We start from the raw sequence: 19,052 nt of genomic DNA on the forward strand, positions 1-19,052 counted from the left end.
AATGCGAGTTGGTACAGATTAAAAAGAGACTATTCTTTTTATACCTGTATCTGCCTCTTTACGAATATTTGCGTTTCAATAATTAACCGTCACTTACCCTGATTTTATTATATTGAATTTGCTCTTCCGGTGGATTATTTGTTTATTTGCAGATGTATGAAAAGAATGGATGAGATAATTGAAGATAAGGAGTTAGGCACTTTGGTCATACGTGTTAATGCACGCGCAAGGAGCCTTGTGTTTCGTACAAAGAATGATGCTATTTATGTAAGTGTACCTCCTGGAACTACCTCTGCTGATGTTACGAATGCTATAGATCAGTTGCGTGTAAAGTTACGCGGGCTTAAGGAGAAAGTAGTTCGTCCATTGATAGACCTCAACTACCAGATTGATACGGAATATTTTAAATTGTCACTTGTTAGTGGGCAACGTGATAAGTTTCTGGCTCATTCGGAATTGGGTGAAATGCGTATTATTTGCCCTCCTACTGCTGATTTTGCGGATGAGAATCTGCAAGTGTGGTTACGTAAGGTTATCGAAGAAGCTCTCAGAAGAAATGCAAAGATCATCTTGCCTCCACGGCTTTATATGCTGTCAGAACAACATAAATTGCCATATAAAAGTGTGAAGATTAACTCCAGTCGTGGCCGGTGGGGAAGTTGTTCGGCGCGTAAGGCTATCAACCTGTCTTATTTTCTGGTTCTGTTGCCTAAGCATTTAATTGACTATGTTTTGCTTCATGAACTCAGCCATACGCGTGAAATGAACCATGGAGATCGTTTTTGGGCATTGCTAAACTCTATGACTGGCGGTAAAGCTTTTGAATTGCGTGAGGAACTGAAGAAGTATAAAACCGATATTTGAAATCTTTCTTATATACTTGTATTACAGATTATTAAAAAGTACGTACTTTATAAGTATAAACTATGCATTTTAACTATGTGTTAAATAGGTAATTAACACATAGTTAAATACGTATTTTTATAATTCAGAGAATCTATGTTTAGCGTGCCAGTTGTTTTATTCCGTCTGTATCCTTTTCAAATCGATAGTTGCCTCCCTTCTCGCTCAAATCGAAAACAGATACTTGTTCTGTAATATTATCTACAATCATCAATGCGCTTTCTTCTGCAAAACGACCTATTTCTACAGTGACAGGTTCTTCTGATATCTGTTTGTCCATTACCAGGCTATCGTTCACAAAGAGTGAGAGCGAATCGCCTACAAATCCTTTTGTCAGATTAATTGTGTAGGTTTCGATAAAATGGCGGTCTGCTTCTTTGTTGCGTTGTAGCCTCATACTCATATAAACAAAGACTACTACAATAAAGATGACGGCAAATGCCAGAATACCATTACCTATCATAAATTGTTTATTAGTGTTCAGAGGGTGTGCCATGATAATACTTTTAAAGTTTCGGGGTAAAGATACTGATTTTATTTGTGATAGCCTATAAGGAAGGGTGTCTAAATAATGTCAATTTATAGCGAATGGCTATCACTATATTATCATGCTCTTTTATTCGTCTTTGGAATGTGTATGTAGGTGTGAAGATATCTATCTAATGTAGTAATGAACTTGTAATGTAAATATTGGGTATTGATATTTCTTTTCGGATACTTCTTTGGAATCAGGCGTTTTTTTAGGGGATGCGAATTCTACCGCTCCGTATTTGTATTTATTATATTCGCTACAGATGAAGCTGTATAGTGTGTAATTCAGGCTTTTCAGACGGTGTCTTTCGTGTTGTAGAACATATTCTTTTTTCTTGTTGATTTTAAATAAATTACTTTACTTTGTGGCAGGATGGTTCAGCATAGTTGTGCGTTCCATTCTTACTACCTTTTAATTCTAATTGTATGGAAATCATTTTCGGACAACAAACTACTAAAGTGAAACAATTGGCTGATCTTATTAGCCAGGATATTTCAATAGGCAAGTATAAGGCTGAAGACGCATTGCCTTCCATTAATCAACTAAGTCAATATTATAAAGTGTCACGTGATACAGTTTTTAAGGCCTTTCTCGACTTGAAAGAAAGAGGCATTATTGATTCTACTCCAGGTAAAGGCTATTATGTAGTAAACAGGCAACGGAGTATCTTATTATTGCTTGATGAATATTCTCCTTTCAAAGATACGCTTTATAATAGTTTTATTAAACATCTATCGGTTCGTTATAAGGTCGATTTATGGTTTCATCAATATAATGAACGTTTATTTAATGCTATTCTGCGCGAGTCTCTCGGACGTTACAACAAATATGTTGTGATGAACTTCGATAATGAAAAGTTTTCTTCTGATCTTTATAAAATAAATCCTTCTAAACTTTTACTACTCGATTTCGGTAAGTTTGATAAAAAAGACTACTCTTATATATGTCAGGACTTTGACGATGCCTTTTATCAGGCATTATTACAGCTTGTTGATAGATTGCGACATTACAGAAAGTTGATTCTGCTATTCGTAAAAGGAACCAAACATCCTCAAAGCACTTGCATTAGCTTCCGTAAATTTTGTACAGATCACCAGTTTGAGTGTGAAGTGACAGACAATATGGATGAGATAAAGATTAGTAAAGGAGAAGTATATATAGCTATCAGACAGCTGGATGTGGTTAGCCTTATCAAGCAAAGTCGTATAAGCGGACTTGCATGTGGCGAAGATTTCGGTTTGTTGGCTTACAACGAAACGCCGGCTTATGAAGTCATTGATAAAGGGATTACTACGCTGAGTATTGATTGGGAAAAGATGGGAACTTTAGCAGCTGATTTCATCCTATCGGGTAAGCAGATACATACTTATCTTCCCACGGAAGTGCGGTTGAGAGGATCTTTATGATCCTTTTTTATCTCCTTGCTTCGGCACAGTTCAGCATGGTTTTGAAATGTTTTATTTATTAAATCATAGAATATGAAAAAGTATCCGAAAATTGGGATTCGTCCCACGATTGATGGCCGCCAGGGTGGCGTACGTGAAAGCCTTGAAGAAAAGACAATGAATTTAGCTAAAGCTGTAGCCAAATTAATTTCTACGAATCTGAAAAATGGTGATGGTACTCCTGTGGAGTGTGTAATTGCTGATGGTACGATTGGGCGTGTTGCTGAGAGTGCAGCGTGTGCAGAAAAGTTTGAGCGTGAAGGAGTAGGGGCTACTATTACTGTCACTTCTTGCTGGTGCTATGGTGCCGAAACAATGGATATGAATCCTTACTATCCGAAAGCTGTGTGGGGATTTAATGGAACCGAACGTCCTGGAGCTGTCTATCTGGCTGCTGTATTGGCCGGGCACGCTCAGAAGGGATTACCTGCTTTTGGCATTTACGGACGTGATGTACAGGATTTAAACGACAACTCTATTCCTACTGATGTGGCGGAAAAGATTCTTCGATTTGCCCGTGCTGCACAGGCTGTAGCCACCATGCGAGGTAAATCTTACCTTTCTATGGGGAGTGTTTCCATGGGTATTGCCGGGTCTATTGTTAATCCGGATTTTTTCCAGGAATATTTAGGCATGCGCAATGAATCTGTCGATTTGACTGAAATAATCCGTCGTATGACTGAAGGTATTTATGATAAGGATGAGTTCGTGAAAGCAATGGCATGGACTGAAAAATATTGTAAGAAAAATGAAGGAAAAGATATCAATATCCCTGAAAAGACGAAAACCCGTGAACAGAAGGATGAAGATTGGGAATTTATTGTGAAGATGACCATTATAATGCGTGATCTGATGCAAGGAAACCCGAAATTGCGTGAAATGGGATTCAAAGAAGAAGCCTTGGGACACAATGCTATCGCTGCCGGTTTTCAGGGACAACGCCAGTGGACTGATTTCTATCCGAACGGAGACTATTCCGAAGCTTTATTAAATACCTCTTTTGACTGGAATGGGATTCGTGAAGCCTATGTGGTGGCAACAGAAAACGATGCCTGCAATGGAGTTGCCATGCTTTTTGGACATTTGTTGACCAACCGTGCGCAAATCTTCTCAGATGTACGTACTTATTGGAGCCCGGAGGCTGTGAAACGTGTGACAGGAAAGGAACTTACCGGCCGTGCTGCCAATGGTATTATCCATTTAATAAATTCCGGTGCTACCACATTGGATGGTACGGGGCAACAAACCAATGAACAAGGTGAACCGGTAATGAAACCTTACTGGGATATCACAGAAGCAGAAGTAGAAAAGTGTCTGGAGGCTACTACCTGGTATCCTGCCAACCGTGACTATTTCCGCGGGGGTGGTTTTTCATCTAATTTCCTTTCAAAAGGAGGTATGCCTGTCACTATGATGCGTCTGAATCTGGTGAAAGGGCTTGGCCCGGTTTTGCAGATTGCAGAAGGATGGACCGTTGAGATTGATCCGGAAATTCATAAATTGTTGGACGAACGTACAGATCGTACCTGGCCCACTACCTGGTTTGTACCCCGTCTTTGCGACAAACCGGCTTTCAGAGATGTATATTCTGTCATGAACAACTGGGGAGCTAACCATGGCGCTATTAGTTACGGACACATCGGTCAGGATTTGATAACCATGGCTTCCATGCTTCGTATCCCTGTTTGTATGCACAATGTAGAAGATGATAAGATCTTCCGTCCTGCTGCATGGAATGCATTTGGTATGGATAAAGAGGGGGCAGACTACAGAGCTTGCACTGTTTATGGTCCTGTCTATAAATAATACGAATCAGCAGTTGAAATATTTAATTAAGATACAGTACTTAAAAAAACAGATAAATAGGTCTTATGATAACAAATGAACAAATAGAGCAGTTTATGGCTCAGGCACATCGTGTAGGTGATGCAAATCTTACAATCTGCAGTAGTGGAAATATCTCGTGGCGTATCGGTGATGAAGTATTGATTACCGGTACAGGATCATGGGTACCTTCTTTACCAAAGGAAAAAGTTTCAATTTGTCGCCTTTCCACCGGTGAAGTCTTGAATGGTGTAAAACCTTCTATGGAGAGCGGCTTTCATTTTGGCGTTCTTCGTGAACGTCCGGATGTGAATGTAGTACTTCATTTTCAATCACATTATGCAACTGCGGTGGCTTGCATGAAAAACCGTCCTACCAACTTTAATGTAACGGCAGAGATTCCTTGCCACGTAGGTAGCGAAATTCCGGTGGTTCCTTATTATCGTCCTGGTTCGAAAGAACTGGCCCAAGGGGTGATTGACGGGATGAAGGACCACAATTCAGTGTTATTACTGAAACATGGACAGGTAGTATGTGGCAAAGATTTTGATGAGGCTTTTGAACGTGCCATGTTTTTTGAGATGGCGTGTCGTATTATCATTCAGTCTGGTGGTGATTATACTGTATTGACTCCGGAAGAAATAGATGATCTTGAAACGTATGTTTTAGGAAAAAAGACAAAATGATGTTAGATACTTATTTAGCTATAGATTTTGGTGCCGGAAGTGGCCGGGTTATGGCTGGATTTGTCAGTGCGGGAATGGTAGATTTAGAGGAAATCTACCGTTTCCCCAATCGGCAGGTAAAATTGGGTAATCATCTTTACTGGGATTTTCCGGCACTGTTTGCTGATATGAAACAGGGTATAAGTAAAGCAGTTCGTAGGGGGTATCATATAAAGGGGATCGGAATTGATACGTGGGGAGTCGACTTTGGGTTGATAGACAAGAAAGGTAATCTGTTGAGTAACCCTGTTTGTTATCGTGATTCCCGGACAAATGGACTTCCTGAAGAATTCTTTGCAGGTACGGATGTTTCACAGCATTATGCCGAAGCAGGTATTCAGGTGATGGCGATCAATACACTCTTTCAGCTTTACAGTTTGAAGAAAGAGGGAGATGCTACTCTTGAGATAGCCGACCGCCTGTTGTTTATGCCGGATCTTTTCAGTTATTTCCTGACTGGGACGGCAAACAATGAATATAGTATCGCGTCTACTTCCGAACTGCTGGATGCGCGTAGCCGGACGTGGAACTGGCCATTGATCCATCAGTTGGGCCTACCCGGTCATCTTTTCGGAGAGATTGTTATGCCTGGTACAGTACGTGGACAGTTGAAACAAGATGTTGCCGCAGAACTTGGCCTGGATTATGAAGTAGATGTGATAGCCGTAGGTTCGCATGATACGGCAAGTGCTGTGTTTACTGTTGGCTTGGGGACAGGGTGCTCTGTGTCTGCTGATACGGATGCTGTACTTGAAAGCGTTGCTCCTGCTACAAGCCTTCGTCATGCATTTTTGAGTTCCGGAACCTGGTCATTACTGGGGATTGAGCTCGATGAACCTGTCTTAACGGAAGAAGCCCGGCTGTCCGGCTTTACCAATGAGGGTGGAGTAGGCGGCAAGATTCGTTTCTTGCAGAACATTACGGGTTTGTGGATTTTACAACGTTTGATAGCCCAATGGGGCGAAAATCAAAAGGAGACTGAATACGATGCTTTAATCTCTGCTGCTGAACTGGCAGAAATCACTTCTGTGATTGATGTCGATGATCCGGCTTTTGCCTGTCCGGCGGATATGGAAGTTGCCATAGCCCATTATTGCCGTACTCATGAATTGCAGGTACCTTCTACACAAGGTGAATATGTGCGTTGTGTACTAAATTCACTGGCTCAACGTTATAAAAGAGGGATCGAACAATTAAACCGTTTGTTGCCTGCTCCGGTAGAGGCATTGCACATTATTGGAGGTGGCTGTCGGAATAAACTGTTGAACCGGTTGACAGAAGATGCATTAGGTATTCCTGTATATGCAGGTCCGGTAGAAGCTACGGCCATTGGTAACATTCTGGTGCAAGCTTTAGCCAAAGGTGAAATTGCTGACCGTAGAGAAATAAAAGGAATAATTTAAAAGCGAATAATTTTATGGAAACATCTATAAAGAGTTATCGGACGCAGGAATATCATCAGCCTGTAAAACGCTATTGCCGGACACTTGATTTGAGAAATGACCCTGAATTGATAGCTGAGTATCGTCGTCGGCATAGCCGTGAAAATATCTGGCCGGAAGTGATGGCAGGTATTCGCGAAGTTGGCATCCTTGAAATGGAAATTTATATTCTCGGTACACGTCTCTTTATGATTGTAGAAACTCCGTTGGAGTTTGACTGGGATACTGCCATGGCTCGTCTTGCCACTCTGCCGCGTCAGCAGGAATGGGAAGATTATATGTCGATATTCCAATTGACAGAGCCCGGAGCTACTTCAGCGCAGAAATGGCAGCCTATGGAGCGCATGTTTTATTTATATGAATCAGAATAATTTCTAATACCCCTTTTACCATTATGAACAACACTTCCAAAAAATCGATTTTGAGCAAAGACGGCGTTAGCTATCTTATCCCTTTTATTCTTGTCACCAGTTGTTTTGCACTCTGGGGATTTGCCAATGATATCACCAATCCCATGGTGAAAGCGTTCTCCAAAATATTCCGAATGAGTGTGACAGATGGTGCGTTGGTACAGGTTGCTTTCTATGGTGGTTATTTCGCTATGGCTTTTCCGGCGGCAATGTTCATTCGTAAGTACTCTTATAAAGCGGGTATTCTGCTCGGGTTGGGGTTGTATGCATTGGGGGCGTTACTTTTCTTCCCGGCAATGATGACCGGATGCTATTATCCTTTTTTAATCGCTTACTTTATTTTGACGTGTGGGTTGTCTTTTCTTGAGACGAGTGCCAATCCTTATATCTTGTCAATGGGAACGGAAGCGACAGCTACCCGCAGACTTAATTTGGCTCAATCCTTCAATCCGATGGGGTCACTATTGGGTATGTATGTGGCCATGAATTTTATTCAGAATCGTCTTAATCCGATGGGGACAGCAGAACGCAGTCAGCTTTCTCCTACGGAGTTTGAAGCGATGCGTGATTCGGATCTGGCAGTACTTATAGCTCCTTATCTCGTGATTGGAGTCATTATTCTCATTATGTTGTTACTGATTCGTATGGTGAAGATGCCTAAAAGTGGTGATCATTCTCATTCGATTGATTTTCTGCCAACGCTGAAACGTATCTTCTCTATTCACCATTACCGGGAGGGAGTTATTGCGCAGTTTTTCTATGTAGGTGCACAGATTATGTGCTGGACGTTCATTATCCAATATGGTACCCGTCTGTTTGTCTCTCAAGGGATGAGTGAGCAGGCTGCTGAGGTCTTATCTCAACAGTATAATATTGTTGCGATGATCATTTTTTGTGTGAGCCGCTTTATTTGTACGTTTATTCTGCGTTATCTCAATCCCGGGCTTTTACTGAAAATTCTCGCAATTGCTGCCTGTTGTTTAACGGTAGGAGTTATTTATTTCCAGAATATTGGTGGAATGTATTGTCTGGTGGGTGTTTCGGCTTGTATGTCGTTGATGTTCCCTACTATTTATGGTATTGCCCTTCAGGGATTGGGTGATGATGCCAAGTTTGGTGCTGCCGGATTGATTATGGCCATTCTGGGTGGTTCTGTTTTACCTCCGGTTCAGGCAAGCATTATTGACCAATCGGTTTTGTTTGGCATGCCGGCAGTGAATTTGTCGTTTATACTTCCATTTATTTGTTTTGTAGTGGTAACTATATATGGACACCGGTCTTATAAAAGGATAAAGAGGTAACTTTATAAACCAGAGATTCACGTTGATTTACGCAAAATTTTAACAGGTTCTAAATGAAATCTGCGTAAATTAACGTGAATTTGTAATTGGATGATAGCAGGTCTTGCTTTTTACACCCTCTCTCCAAAGGAACTTCCCTATTATTATAGCGGTTTATCTTATTCTTTTTTTGCTCTTATCCGTCCTGTTGTTCTGCATGGCATCCCTTTTTCGGTAATTCCTTCCAATACGTAATCCATATCATGCCTCATATCCGTAGTATAGAAAGATACTTTGGCATGTCCGGTGGAATCGGTCTTTATTTGTGGGTTCCAATAAAGGGTAGTTCTGAAATCGGTATTACCGGTTTGTGTGGAATCGGGCACATCATATTTGGGTGAATAAAACTCTACCGGTTTTTGATAACCCAGCGGATAGAGAGTTGCCAAGCCGAGTGAAGGGCGGAAGTAATGGGCTGAACCTCCATTCTTTAATTCAATAAGGATTACCCCTTTATATTTACTCATTTCGGCTGTATATCGCAGTAGGTCATCTTTGTCCCATCCGGAAAGATATTCAAAATCTGGATTGTCAACATCTTTAATGATGGAGCCGGGCTTTAATTTGGGATCACGAATCAGCCCTCCTTCTGGCACAACCACTCCTACCATTAGATTTGGAACATAAACCGGTACGCTTTGTGCATCCCGAAAGAAAGAAATAGAAGCTATTTCACTTGCCATATAGAATTGTAGATCTTTAGGCTCTATCAATTTTAAGTCAACCGAAAATCTTAATGTAGTACCCCGATAAATATATTCATCTTCTTTTAGTTGGACGATTCCGGGTATCTTGTCTATGAAGTTTTCTTTTATAATATCCCATACTGATCTGTTTTTATATTCACTTTCAATCGTTTTGTCTGTAATGACATAGTCGGCAAAAGATGCGAATTCTCCTGCCAGTTTTCCTGTTTTGCTGATGTATTTCGCTGTTATATTCACTTCGTCCAATGTAATTTCTTTCCATATATTGCTTTGTCGATAGGTCTGTTGATATTCGTCCAAAGCATTGCCGATTTCTTTTTGTATGACCTCTCTTGGATGTGGAATGAATACTTTTGAGTCAGGGAATGTTTCGGCATCCGGATAAATCATGACTCCTTTTGCCTTTCCCTTTTTGTTGACTGCATTAATGGTGAATGCGGTACTGTCCTGAAATTCAATTCCATTGAATGTATAGTTTCCCGAGTTGTCTACTTGTGCGTGTATGGCTTTCCAGTGATTGCTGAAACCAACTACTTCTACCCCATCCATACTTTTCCATAGGAGTGGTTTCACCCTTCCGGTAAGTGACTGTCCAAGTTCCAATGGATACTTGGGTTGGGGAATACGTTCTTGTAAGATGCAAGATAAATCATATTTTCTCCAACCTTGAGTTAACATCAATAAGTCCAGATGTTCATTTACTTGCGTTGTGTTTTGTGTAAAATAATAGTTAGGGTTTTCTATGAATCCTCTCAGTTCCGATTGTATTAATAGCTGGGTGATAATGTTGTTTTCCAGTGAGTCTCCTTTTATGAGTTGCGCATCGGTGACTGAAAGAGCGAAATCCCCTCTGCCGGGCAATGTTAATTGCAATTCCACCTTTTCTCTTGGTCCGTATAAATCCTGGTTGGATTGTATTTGAGGGGTATAATGAGCGCCTCTTTTCACGTATATCATTCTTTCACAGAATACGTTGCCTTTCTTGTTGACGATTGCCACATTTAAAATTCCTTCCGGTGCGCGTGTCAGAGAAAATTTTCCTGTTTTACTGCTGTTGTCTAGCTGTTTGACAGTCGTAAGCATTCCCCGGGTATGGGCTACTAGAAACAGGCTGTCTGTAGGATAGTCTGTTTGGTTTTGGAACATATATATACATGCTCCACCTTGCCGTCGAAGTTGTAAAGCTACCCCTTTTTCATGTGGTTTCGGCAGTTGAAATCGTTTTTCAACCCCTTTATTGTCTGTTATTACAGCAAAATAAGTACTGTCTTTTTGTGGCAAGAGCGGGAACTTCCCCATTCCGTCGTGTTGGGTCGCTATATCTGCCATAAACATCCCTCCTGCGCTAAATACTTTTCCGGTCACTGCTGTACTCATCCCATCTGTGTCTATAGCTTTGAATGCGATAACCTGCGGTATATTTGTCAATAATGTTCCGCTTTCCGGAAAGAACTGCACGTCGTAATCTCCTCCTTTTTCCGGAATAATGAACTTTTGTTCATAGGCAATACCTCCTTTGTCATCAAATACCGTAGCCGATAATTGTTGCTTTTCCGGAGAGTCACCTTGTCGAATCTGTAATTCGATTTCTCCTTGAGAGTTGGTCAGAGTGTATCTTTTTCGATATTTTTTCCCACCTTTGTTGTAATCGAAATCAATCCTACAGTTCTTTACCGGTGAGCCATCGTTATAGGTATATTTGGCTATGGTTCGTAATTTTCCCTCTTCGTCCGGATAATAGGTTACTGTCAGAATTTTGGGTGTCTGCATGATTCTTCCTATTGTAATGGTTTTCTGGAAGAAATAGTCCGGTGATTCGTTTCGCATCCAGTTGGTGTATGCCCTTAAAACGTATTCCCCCGGAATTAATTTCTTATCGAGTGGCAGATATCCGCAGAAAGCATGATTCTCTTTTCGGATTTTGATACGTTTCTCCACACTGTCCAACCGGTTTATCAGTTCTATATACACGAAGTTACTGGGTGACGGTTGATGGATTTGTGCGTTTACTACGTAGGCCTTTAGCCAGATGGTGTCTTCCACTACATAGTAGGGTTTATCTGTTTGTAGATAAACGTTCTCAGGAAGAGTAGTGGTCAGATAGTCGATAAGCTTTCGGTTGAAAAACTTTTGAACCTGTATTTCTTGTGGTTGCGAATGCAAACTAACCAAGCAAGCTACTAAGATGATTGTGTGTCTCATATTATTCCGTTTCGATTCTTCAAAGATAAATAAGGAAAATCCCTTTCAGAAAGGAATTTTTCCCATTCTTTGGGGACCTTATTTTATTCCTTCTTCGCTTTTATCCGTCCTGTAGCCCTGCATGGTATCCCTTTTTCGGTAATTCCTTCCAAAACATAGTCCATGTCGTGCTTCATATCCGTAGTATAAAAAGACACTTTAGCATGTCCAGTGGAATCGGTCTGTATTTGTGGATTCCAGTAAACGGTTGTTCTGAAGTCGGTCTTTGTCGTTTGTAATGAATCGGGTACATCATATTTGGGTGAATAAAACTCTGCAGGTTTTTGATAGCCTAATGGGTAGAGAGTTGCCAGTCCCAATGATGGACGATAATAGTGGGCGGTACCTCCATTTTTTAATTCGATTAGGATCACTCCTTTGTATTCATCCATTTTTTCCATCTGGTCTCCATTGCGGACAGGCATAAAAAACGGTACTTCCGAAGCATCCTTAAAAAAGGAGATAGATGCAACTTCGTTGGCCATATAAAATTGGAGTTCATCTAATTCAATGACTTTCGTATCAACTACAATACGTACAGGTTTGCCGCGATAATAAAGTGTGTCCATATTAGCTGTGCTAATTCCAGGAAAACGTTGTATGATGGCTTCATTGACAATATTAGTTATTGATTTATTTCTGTATTTTGTCTCTATATCTTGATCTATAATGAGATAGTCTGCGTGGGCTGCAAACTCACCAGCTAATTTTCCTGTTTTGCTAATGTATTTGGCGGTTATTGTTACATCATCTAATATAATTTCTTGTAAGTTACTATTGTTTTTTTTGTAAAGATCCTGATAGTTTTCTAATACTTTATTTCTTGTATTCTTCTGCTCTGGCTGGGGATGGGCTATAAAAAGGTGCGCTTCCGGATATCTTTCCGGATCAGGATAAATCATAACTCCTTTGGCTTTACCTTTTTTGTTGACTGCATTGATTGTGAAAGCCGTACTGTCAGGAAACTCGATACCATTAAACACATAATTTCCCAATGTGTCTAATGTGGCCCGTATGGCTTTCCATTTGTTGGTAAATCCAACCACTTCTATACCGTCTGTCTTTCTCCATAAAATAGGTTTAACTCTGCCTGTTAATGATTGTCCCCGTTCCAAAGGCTCCTTTATTTCCGGTATTTGCCCTTGGAGGATTGCAGATAAATCATAGCGTCTCCACCCCTGTGTGAGCATAAGTAAATCTAAATATTCGTTTACTTCATTGTTATTGGCCGTGAAGTAATATCCGGGATTTTCTATATATCCCTTTAATTCAGATGTTAATAAAAATTGGCTAATGATATTGTTCTCTAAGGGGTTATGTTTTACGATTTCGGCATCAGTGACAGATAAAGAGAAATTCCCTTTTAAGGCATTTATATTTAGTTTTATTCTACTCCTTTGTTTATATTCAAGAGAGTCGGTATCTACAGTTGGTACAGGTCTGTTGTTCTTCTTTATATATATCATTCGTTCGCAGAAGACGTTTCCTGCCCGATTGACAATTGCCACATTAAGTATACCCTCGGGTGTTTGATTTAGCGAAAACCTTCCAACTTTTTCTTTATCATTTAGAGATTTTGTGATTGAAAGCATTCCGCGTGTATGAGCGAGTAGTAATAAACTGTCGGTAGGATATGGAGTTCGATTTTCAAATGAATAGATACAATTGTTTCCTCTTTTGTTTAGTGATAATATTATTCCCTCTGCCTGTGCGCTGGGGATTCTGAATTTCTTTTCGGATCCATTTAGAGTTTTTACCAATGCGTAGTAGGTGGTGTCTTTTTGTGCACATAAGAAGAACTTTCCCATGCCATTGTGCATTGTTTTTATGTCTGCTAATGTGATTCCACCTTCACTGATTATTTTCCCGGTTACAGAAATACTTAGTCCGTCTGAACCAATAGCTTTGAATGCTATGGTTTGTGGCGTTTCGCTAAGGAGAATTCCACTTTCCGGGTAGAATTGTAAATCAAAGTCATTTTTTATCTGTGGAATTGTGAATTGTTGGCTATTGAGAATACCTCCTTCCGAGTCAAAAACAGTGGCTGTTAGTATCTGCTTTGTGGGAGCTGCATTGTTTTCCAATCGTATACCAAGTTCTATTTCTCCTTTTTTGTCTGTAAGAGTATATCTTTTTCTGTATTTTTTTCCGTCTTTGTTGTATGAGAAGTCTATTCTACAATTTTTAATTGGAGAACCGTCATTGTAAGTATATCTGGTTATTGCTTGAATTTCGTTTCCTTCTGTTGGCTTATATTCTATTGTGAGTACCCGTGGTGCCTCTGTTACTTTTCCTATTGTTATGTTTTTCTGGAAAAAGTATTCTGGCGATTCATTTCTCATCCAGCTTGTATAGGCGCGAAGTGCATATTCGCCTGTAGGTAGTTCTTTGTTTAGTTTTAAATATCCTTGAAATCCGATAGAATCTTTTTTTATTTTGATTCGACTCTGTATACTATCCAGTTGGTTGATAAGTTCCACATACACAAAGTTGCTTGGCGAGGGCTGATGGATTTGTGCGCTGATTACGTATGCTTTCATCCAAACGGTGTCTTTTACTACATAGCAGGATTTATCTGTTTGCAGATAGATTTTTTCGGGTAGAGTAGCTGTTAGATAGTTGATGAATTTTGAATTGATTTTATTCAGAGCGTTTTGTGCGTTTGTTGTAATGCTGCTATATAATAATATAATAAAAAAAAGAAAATATCGGTATATCATATAATTTATATATTTGGATATATGAGAAATAAGTACATTATTATTGGTGCTAAAAAATGAATGAGTTGCATAAGTTGTCTGCACTTTATGTACTTTCATTCATTTTTTAATTGAATATACTTAAACTTTGTTATTTAATCGTTTATACTTTTCTTTATGGTTAATAATATGGTTCTAGTATGCCATGACAAAATGGACATTCAGCGTAGAAAACATTTCTTTTTAAATAAAATGATCTGCCGCAAGATGTACAATCATATCGATATCCATCTGAACTACTGCCAGAACCTGAGCCTGAACCTGAACTTGAACCAGGACAATCGTGTCCTTCGGTTGATGAATAATGATTTTGGCAAACGTCGCATTTTACGAGGGTACCGCACGATGGGCAAGAACTGTAAGTATATGTATCATAACATGTCCCACAAAATATACACATGGTCTCATCTGAATTACTGCAATCATCTTCTCCAGGAAATTCATAAGCCATCATCTGTGCATTTGCTTCTGATACGAGAGTAATATTTCCATCAAAATTAGGAATTATACCTAATATTAAAATTGTTGCTATAATAAACTTTTTCATAATACTGATTATTTAGATATTATTGTTAATTGATTTTCTTCTTCTCCTATAAAGACTTTTACTATATAAGTTCCTCTTGTTAAATTGGGATAGACAGTGATGTGCTGTTCTCCCATTGAAATTACACCTGCATCATATTGATAAATTGGTTCTCCTTTTATACTATAAATAAATAGACGTACTTTATCTGTATTTTGCATATTTATAAGTAAATTTAATTCCTGAGCAAAAGGATTGGGATATGCTGTTACTCTATTTTTTTCAGTTTTCTTATTCTTTTTGGTGATGGATAAATACATTGGACGCTCTTTCTCTTTAGCTGATACAGAGTACATCTGTATTGTTCCTAATATTGATATTTCATTTTCTACTTCTATTACTTGTATGTCTGCTTCTTGAAGATAAAATGATTGTGTCATATTCTTATATCTTCCATTAATTCTTTTTGCTCTATTTGTGCTATTTGTGAAAATAAGTTTGCTCCCTTTAAGCTCTCCTGCTATTGAAATTGGCTCTTTCTCTCCTTCATACCACTCGCCTGTAATTTGTTTTCCTTGTGAAGAGAGTATTAGTTTTAATGGAACTTCTGAAACTATATATTTTCCACTCCAGTCATAAGTTATTAAACTACCAGTATATTCTCCTTTTTTAATTTGTTTTACTTCTTTTGAAGGTATTCTGATTTGTGGATACGCTGGAACTTGATTTGTTTTTTGTTTTAAGATTCTATAAGTAGAATGGTTGTTTTCCGGCATAGGTTGTTCTAGTTCTTTTAAAGCTTGTTTGTATGATTGAGATGCAGCCTGTTGTAAGAATAGTTTTCCTGTTGCTTCGTTTTGTTCTATTCCATACCCATTACGATAGCAAAGTCCAAGCATATATAGTGAAGGTGCATAGCTATCTTTGGCGCCTATTTTAAAATATTCTATTGCTTTTTCATAACTTTGTTCACATCCTAATCCTTTGTAAAGCATGTAACCTGTAAAATAGCATCCTATCAGATTACCTTTTTCAGCAGCTTTAGAAAAATATGAGTAGGCTTTTTCAAGATTTAAATAATTGTCTTCTGTTTTATAGAATAATCCAATATTATTGTAAGCATCAGAACACCCGTGTGCTCCTGCTTTTTCCCACCAATTTAGAGCCATAATAGTGTCTGCTTGGGTTCCGTATCCTTTTAAATACATTAATCCTATTGCATTCATAGCCGTGGCATTACCTTGACGAGAATATTCGGAAAGATTTGTGAATGCAGTGTTTCTATCAATTCTTCCTTGTGCTCCTAATGCTAACATTATAGCTCGTTTGGCCTTGTAGTCTTCTTCAATTGATTGATTTGAATGTTCTGCCCATAAATATTGTTCTTTTATTGTAGGAATAGCTTTTTCAGTATGTTTTGAGGAGTTATTTTTCTTTTGCTTTTTTTGTCTCCTCTGCAGTGCTTCAATGGAAAAAATGATAGATGGGGCAAATTTTTTAATTCCGATATATGCTTCTTTTTTTAGTATTGGGTCATTAGCATATAATTCATTTGCAATTGCTATTTTACTATAATAACTATATAATTTTCCACAAATAGCAATGCTATCTTTGTTATTATACTTTCGTGATTTGCGGAAAAGTTCCCATGCGCGATGTGTCTTTTGCCAACTTTCTTGAGAGTTTTTCTTTCGGAGGAAATAATCCATTTGCTCATTAGTTAAAATACTAGATAATTCTTTAAATTCTATCTGCCAATAATCTTGCTCTTCTTTTTCATCTATTTTTATCTCGACGGCTTTTTGAGCTAGATTTCTCAAAGTTTCTTCGGATAAATGGAGACTATTGCGTAGAGAAAATGCCAGTTGATAATTAGGCGTTGATAAATAATTTCCGCTCAAAAATAGAATAGTGCAAATATGTTTGCTATATTCTTCTTTTAGGCGATTAAGGTCTTCCGATATATTATCCATTTCTGTACTTTTGTGTTCTAAAAGTTGTTTTTTAGTTTCGTAGTAATCGATAATAGAATTTACTTCTTTTATATAATTGTCATTAATGGTAAAATGAGAAAAAAACTGTTTTTTTGCTTCCCATACTCTAGACGTATCTCCTTGGATTTGAAATGTGTTTAGTTCTTTTGGGGTAAGTTGCTTGCTGAATTGAGCGTTTACGTAGCTCCCGAATATACTTAGAAGCAATGTAATTAATACTTTTTTCTTCTTCATAATTATTAAATATTTGAGTTATTAAATTAATACCAGATTTGTAGTCCGGCATCGTGATAAAATATTCGTTCTTCTTTACCTTTTGTTCGGTCTTTTAATAATAGAATGGTATTTTTAGGTACATGCTCATAAATCAGAAAATCGTCTGTACAAACTTGACGTCCTAATGAATGCCATTTTTTATCAAAATAATAAAGTTCATAAAGATGTCCGGGTTCCATACTGTTTGTATCAGACTTTGGGGTGAATTTAATTATATATACAGATTGCTCTTTGTTTTCACCTAGATCAAGTCCAATCCAATATTTAGTACTTTTAGTATTGGCTACTGTTTCGCGATCGCCATCGAAAGCAAAATGCAATTCTTCGTTTGGAACTTTATAACCTATTGGGATTCCTATTATTTTTCTTATACCAATTGGTGTTTGGGTATAGAAAGTAAGTTCGGCTAAAGACGTTCTGCTTGTAATTGGAGTTTTATAGCGTAAATATCTAAAAGAATTAGAATTGTTGATTTGTAGAATATTACCTCCAAACGGCATTGTACGAATGCTGTTAAGTAAAACGGCATCACTAAAGTCGGGGCTATTTGCTCCTTCGAAACGCCCTCCAATCATATTACCCCATTGATTGCTCCAATTAGAGAATACTGGATATTTACGATAGAGGGTTATTGTTTCCTTTTGTATGGTATCCGGAATGAAATATCTTATATTGCCGCTGTCCTGTAATAAAAAAGGATAGGATACGGCATGGATATGATCGCCATGAGGGCGTGCAATGACGTATACAATATCTGTTCCTATATTATTGAATGTGATTAGGCTATCTTGAGCGCGGCTTATTGCTATAGGTTGCCAATTCCTTCCTGTACTGAAAGTGCATAAACATAAAAGTTCGTTGTTTGCTTCTTTGATGTTCAGGGATATAGAATCTGTGTAACCATATTCTGCTGAAACATCGTAGATATGACTATCATTTAGACTTGGAACCTTTTGCATTTCTATCGGGTAGGACTGCGTTTTGAATGTGGTACGATAAACTTTTGATACTTTTTTTATAGAGTCTATGCGAAACGGATATCTGTCTGTCGGTGCAGGTCGATAAGTTACAGGAAACTCGGACGCATCGATTTTGTTGAATCGTTTTGCTTCTTTGTCTTTTTCATAAAGTGTGTAGGTTTCGTCGTTGTTTAATACTAATGACACCCAAGTGTGTCCGAGGGTGCTATAGTTAGCCCATCTGGGTACCATATCTAATGTGGCAGGAATAGCCAGTGAACGAAGAATAGCGGTTTGCAGAATACAACGTTGGGAGCAATTGGCTTGTTGCAGCTTATCTATGGTTAATACATCCGGTGAATAGGGGCATAAGGGGGTTGCTTGTCGAACGGATTTTATAATAGAATCGGATAGGAGAGAAAAAGCTTGTTTAATATCTGTTATTCCTTCTATAATGGCGCCGTATTTTTGTTGTAGCGTTTGTCTCCATCCTAAAGTCAGTTGTTCGTTCATTGTTCGATAAGGTAATATCAGACGACAAAACTGCTCGAATGATATCTGGCTATGCCACGGGGCATTTTCCCATGACAGAAAAGCCTGTTCGATATTTTCTATCAGAAATTCGGATGAGATGGTATCAGAATCGTTAACCCATATTATTTCTTTGGGGGAGTATTCCATTATAGATGATTGCCAGGCAGCTTTTACTGTTTTGGTGCTGACGGGAGGGGTTAAAGCATGGATTTTCTGTTTGTAACTATCAATCGCTTTACCATAGGGAGCTTTGTAATCTTGCATGTTCTCTATAAGGAATAAGGCGGCTTTGTATTTTAAGCTATCTGTCGGGCTGGTAGTATAATGGGCCAATACTTTGTTCAGTTGTTCTGTTGTCTGTCCTATACTATACGAAGGAACAGTGAAAGACAGCAGCAGTAAGAAAGTGATTCTGATTCTCATATTATTGCAGAT

Annotated in this window: 13 protein-coding genes; 7 read left to right on the top strand and 6 right to left on the bottom strand. The window is 38.6% G+C overall.

Translation table 11 applies throughout. From position 1 onward, the window contains the following. Nucleotides 1–165 precede the first annotated feature (165 nt). Entirely contained in the window at nt 166–864 is a 699-nt protein-coding gene (locus tag ACESQI_RS00960) for a SprT family zinc-dependent metalloprotease (protein ID WP_256142163.1), read from the top strand. A 139-nt stretch (nt 865–1,003) separates the two neighbouring features. Here the strand turns inward: ACESQI_RS00960 and ACESQI_RS00965 are convergent, their stop codons facing one another. Beyond that, on the bottom strand, nt 1,004–1,399 hold the full coding sequence (locus ACESQI_RS00965; RefSeq protein WP_373125366.1) for a hypothetical protein: 396 nt from the start codon (nt 1,397–1,399) through the stop codon (nt 1,004–1,006). Nucleotides 1,400–1,860: 461 nt separating this feature from the next. On the opposite strand from ACESQI_RS00965, the gene ACESQI_RS00970 reads away from it, so the two are divergent. The 6 genes from ACESQI_RS00970 to fucP all read left to right on the top strand — a co-directional run bounded on the left by ACESQI_RS00970 (nt 1,861) and on the right by fucP (nt 8,582). Beyond that, nucleotides 1,861–2,841, top strand: coding sequence for a GntR family transcriptional regulator (locus ACESQI_RS00970; RefSeq protein WP_002558714.1), 981 nt, complete (start codon nt 1,861–1,863; stop codon nt 2,839–2,841). Nucleotides 2,842–2,913: 72 nt separating this feature from the next. Then, a complete protein-coding gene (gene fucI, locus ACESQI_RS00975; protein ID WP_002558715.1) occupies nt 2,914–4,686 on the top strand; it encodes an L-fucose isomerase in 1,773 nt (590 codons plus the stop codon). A 65-nt stretch (nt 4,687–4,751) separates the two neighbouring features. Continuing rightward, nucleotides 4,752–5,390 (top strand): class II aldolase/adducin family protein, encoded by a 639-nt coding sequence (locus ACESQI_RS00980; protein ID WP_002558716.1) that lies wholly within the window; start codon nt 4,752–4,754, stop codon nt 5,388–5,390. Continuing rightward, a complete protein-coding gene (locus ACESQI_RS00985) occupies nt 5,390–6,832 on the top strand; it encodes a rhamnulokinase family protein (RefSeq protein WP_373125378.1) in 1,443 nt (480 codons plus the stop codon). The genes ACESQI_RS00980 and ACESQI_RS00985 overlap by 1 nt, the downstream gene beginning before the upstream one ends. A 14-nt stretch (nt 6,833–6,846) precedes the next feature. Continuing rightward, entirely contained in the window at nt 6,847–7,242 is a 396-nt protein-coding gene (locus tag ACESQI_RS00990; protein WP_320908718.1) for an L-rhamnose mutarotase, read from the top strand. Nucleotides 7,243–7,265: 23 nt separating this feature from the next. Then, nucleotides 7,266–8,582, top strand: coding sequence for an L-fucose:H+ symporter permease (gene fucP / locus ACESQI_RS00995; protein ID WP_256142165.1), 1,317 nt, complete (start codon nt 7,266–7,268; stop codon nt 8,580–8,582). Nucleotides 8,583–8,740: 158 nt separating this feature from the next. On the opposite strand, the gene ACESQI_RS01000 is transcribed toward fucP, so the two are convergent. From ACESQI_RS01000 to ACESQI_RS01020, 5 genes are all read right to left on the bottom strand, one after another. Then, the gene (locus ACESQI_RS01000) at nt 8,741–11,530 is read right to left on the bottom strand and encodes a hypothetical protein (protein ID WP_320908719.1); all 2,790 of its coding nucleotides are present in this window, start codon (nt 11,528–11,530) and stop codon (nt 8,741–8,743) included. An 83-nt stretch (nt 11,531–11,613) separates the two neighbouring features. Beyond that, complete coding sequence (locus ACESQI_RS01005) at nt 11,614–14,109, bottom strand: hypothetical protein (protein WP_373125367.1); 2,496 nt, start codon at nt 14,107–14,109, stop codon at nt 11,614–11,616. Nucleotides 14,110–14,449: 340 nt separating this feature from the next. Further along, on the bottom strand, nt 14,450–14,875 hold the full coding sequence (locus ACESQI_RS01010) for a hypothetical protein (protein WP_155921397.1): 426 nt from the start codon (nt 14,873–14,875) through the stop codon (nt 14,450–14,452). A gap of 8 nt (nt 14,876–14,883) precedes the next feature. Next, nucleotides 14,884–17,082 (bottom strand): T9SS type A sorting domain-containing protein, encoded by a 2,199-nt coding sequence (locus tag ACESQI_RS01015; protein ID WP_320908721.1) that lies wholly within the window; start codon nt 17,080–17,082, stop codon nt 14,884–14,886. Nucleotides 17,083–17,108: 26 nt separating this feature from the next. Then, the gene (locus ACESQI_RS01020; RefSeq protein ID WP_320908722.1) at nt 17,109–19,040 is read right to left on the bottom strand and encodes a hypothetical protein; all 1,932 of its coding nucleotides are present in this window, start codon (nt 19,038–19,040) and stop codon (nt 17,109–17,111) included. Nucleotides 19,041–19,052 lie beyond the last annotated feature (12 nt).

Source organism: Bacteroides sp. HPS0048, assembly GCF_964240755.1.
Classification (GTDB): Bacteria; Bacteroidota; Bacteroidia; order Bacteroidales; family Bacteroidaceae; genus Bacteroides; species Bacteroides nordii.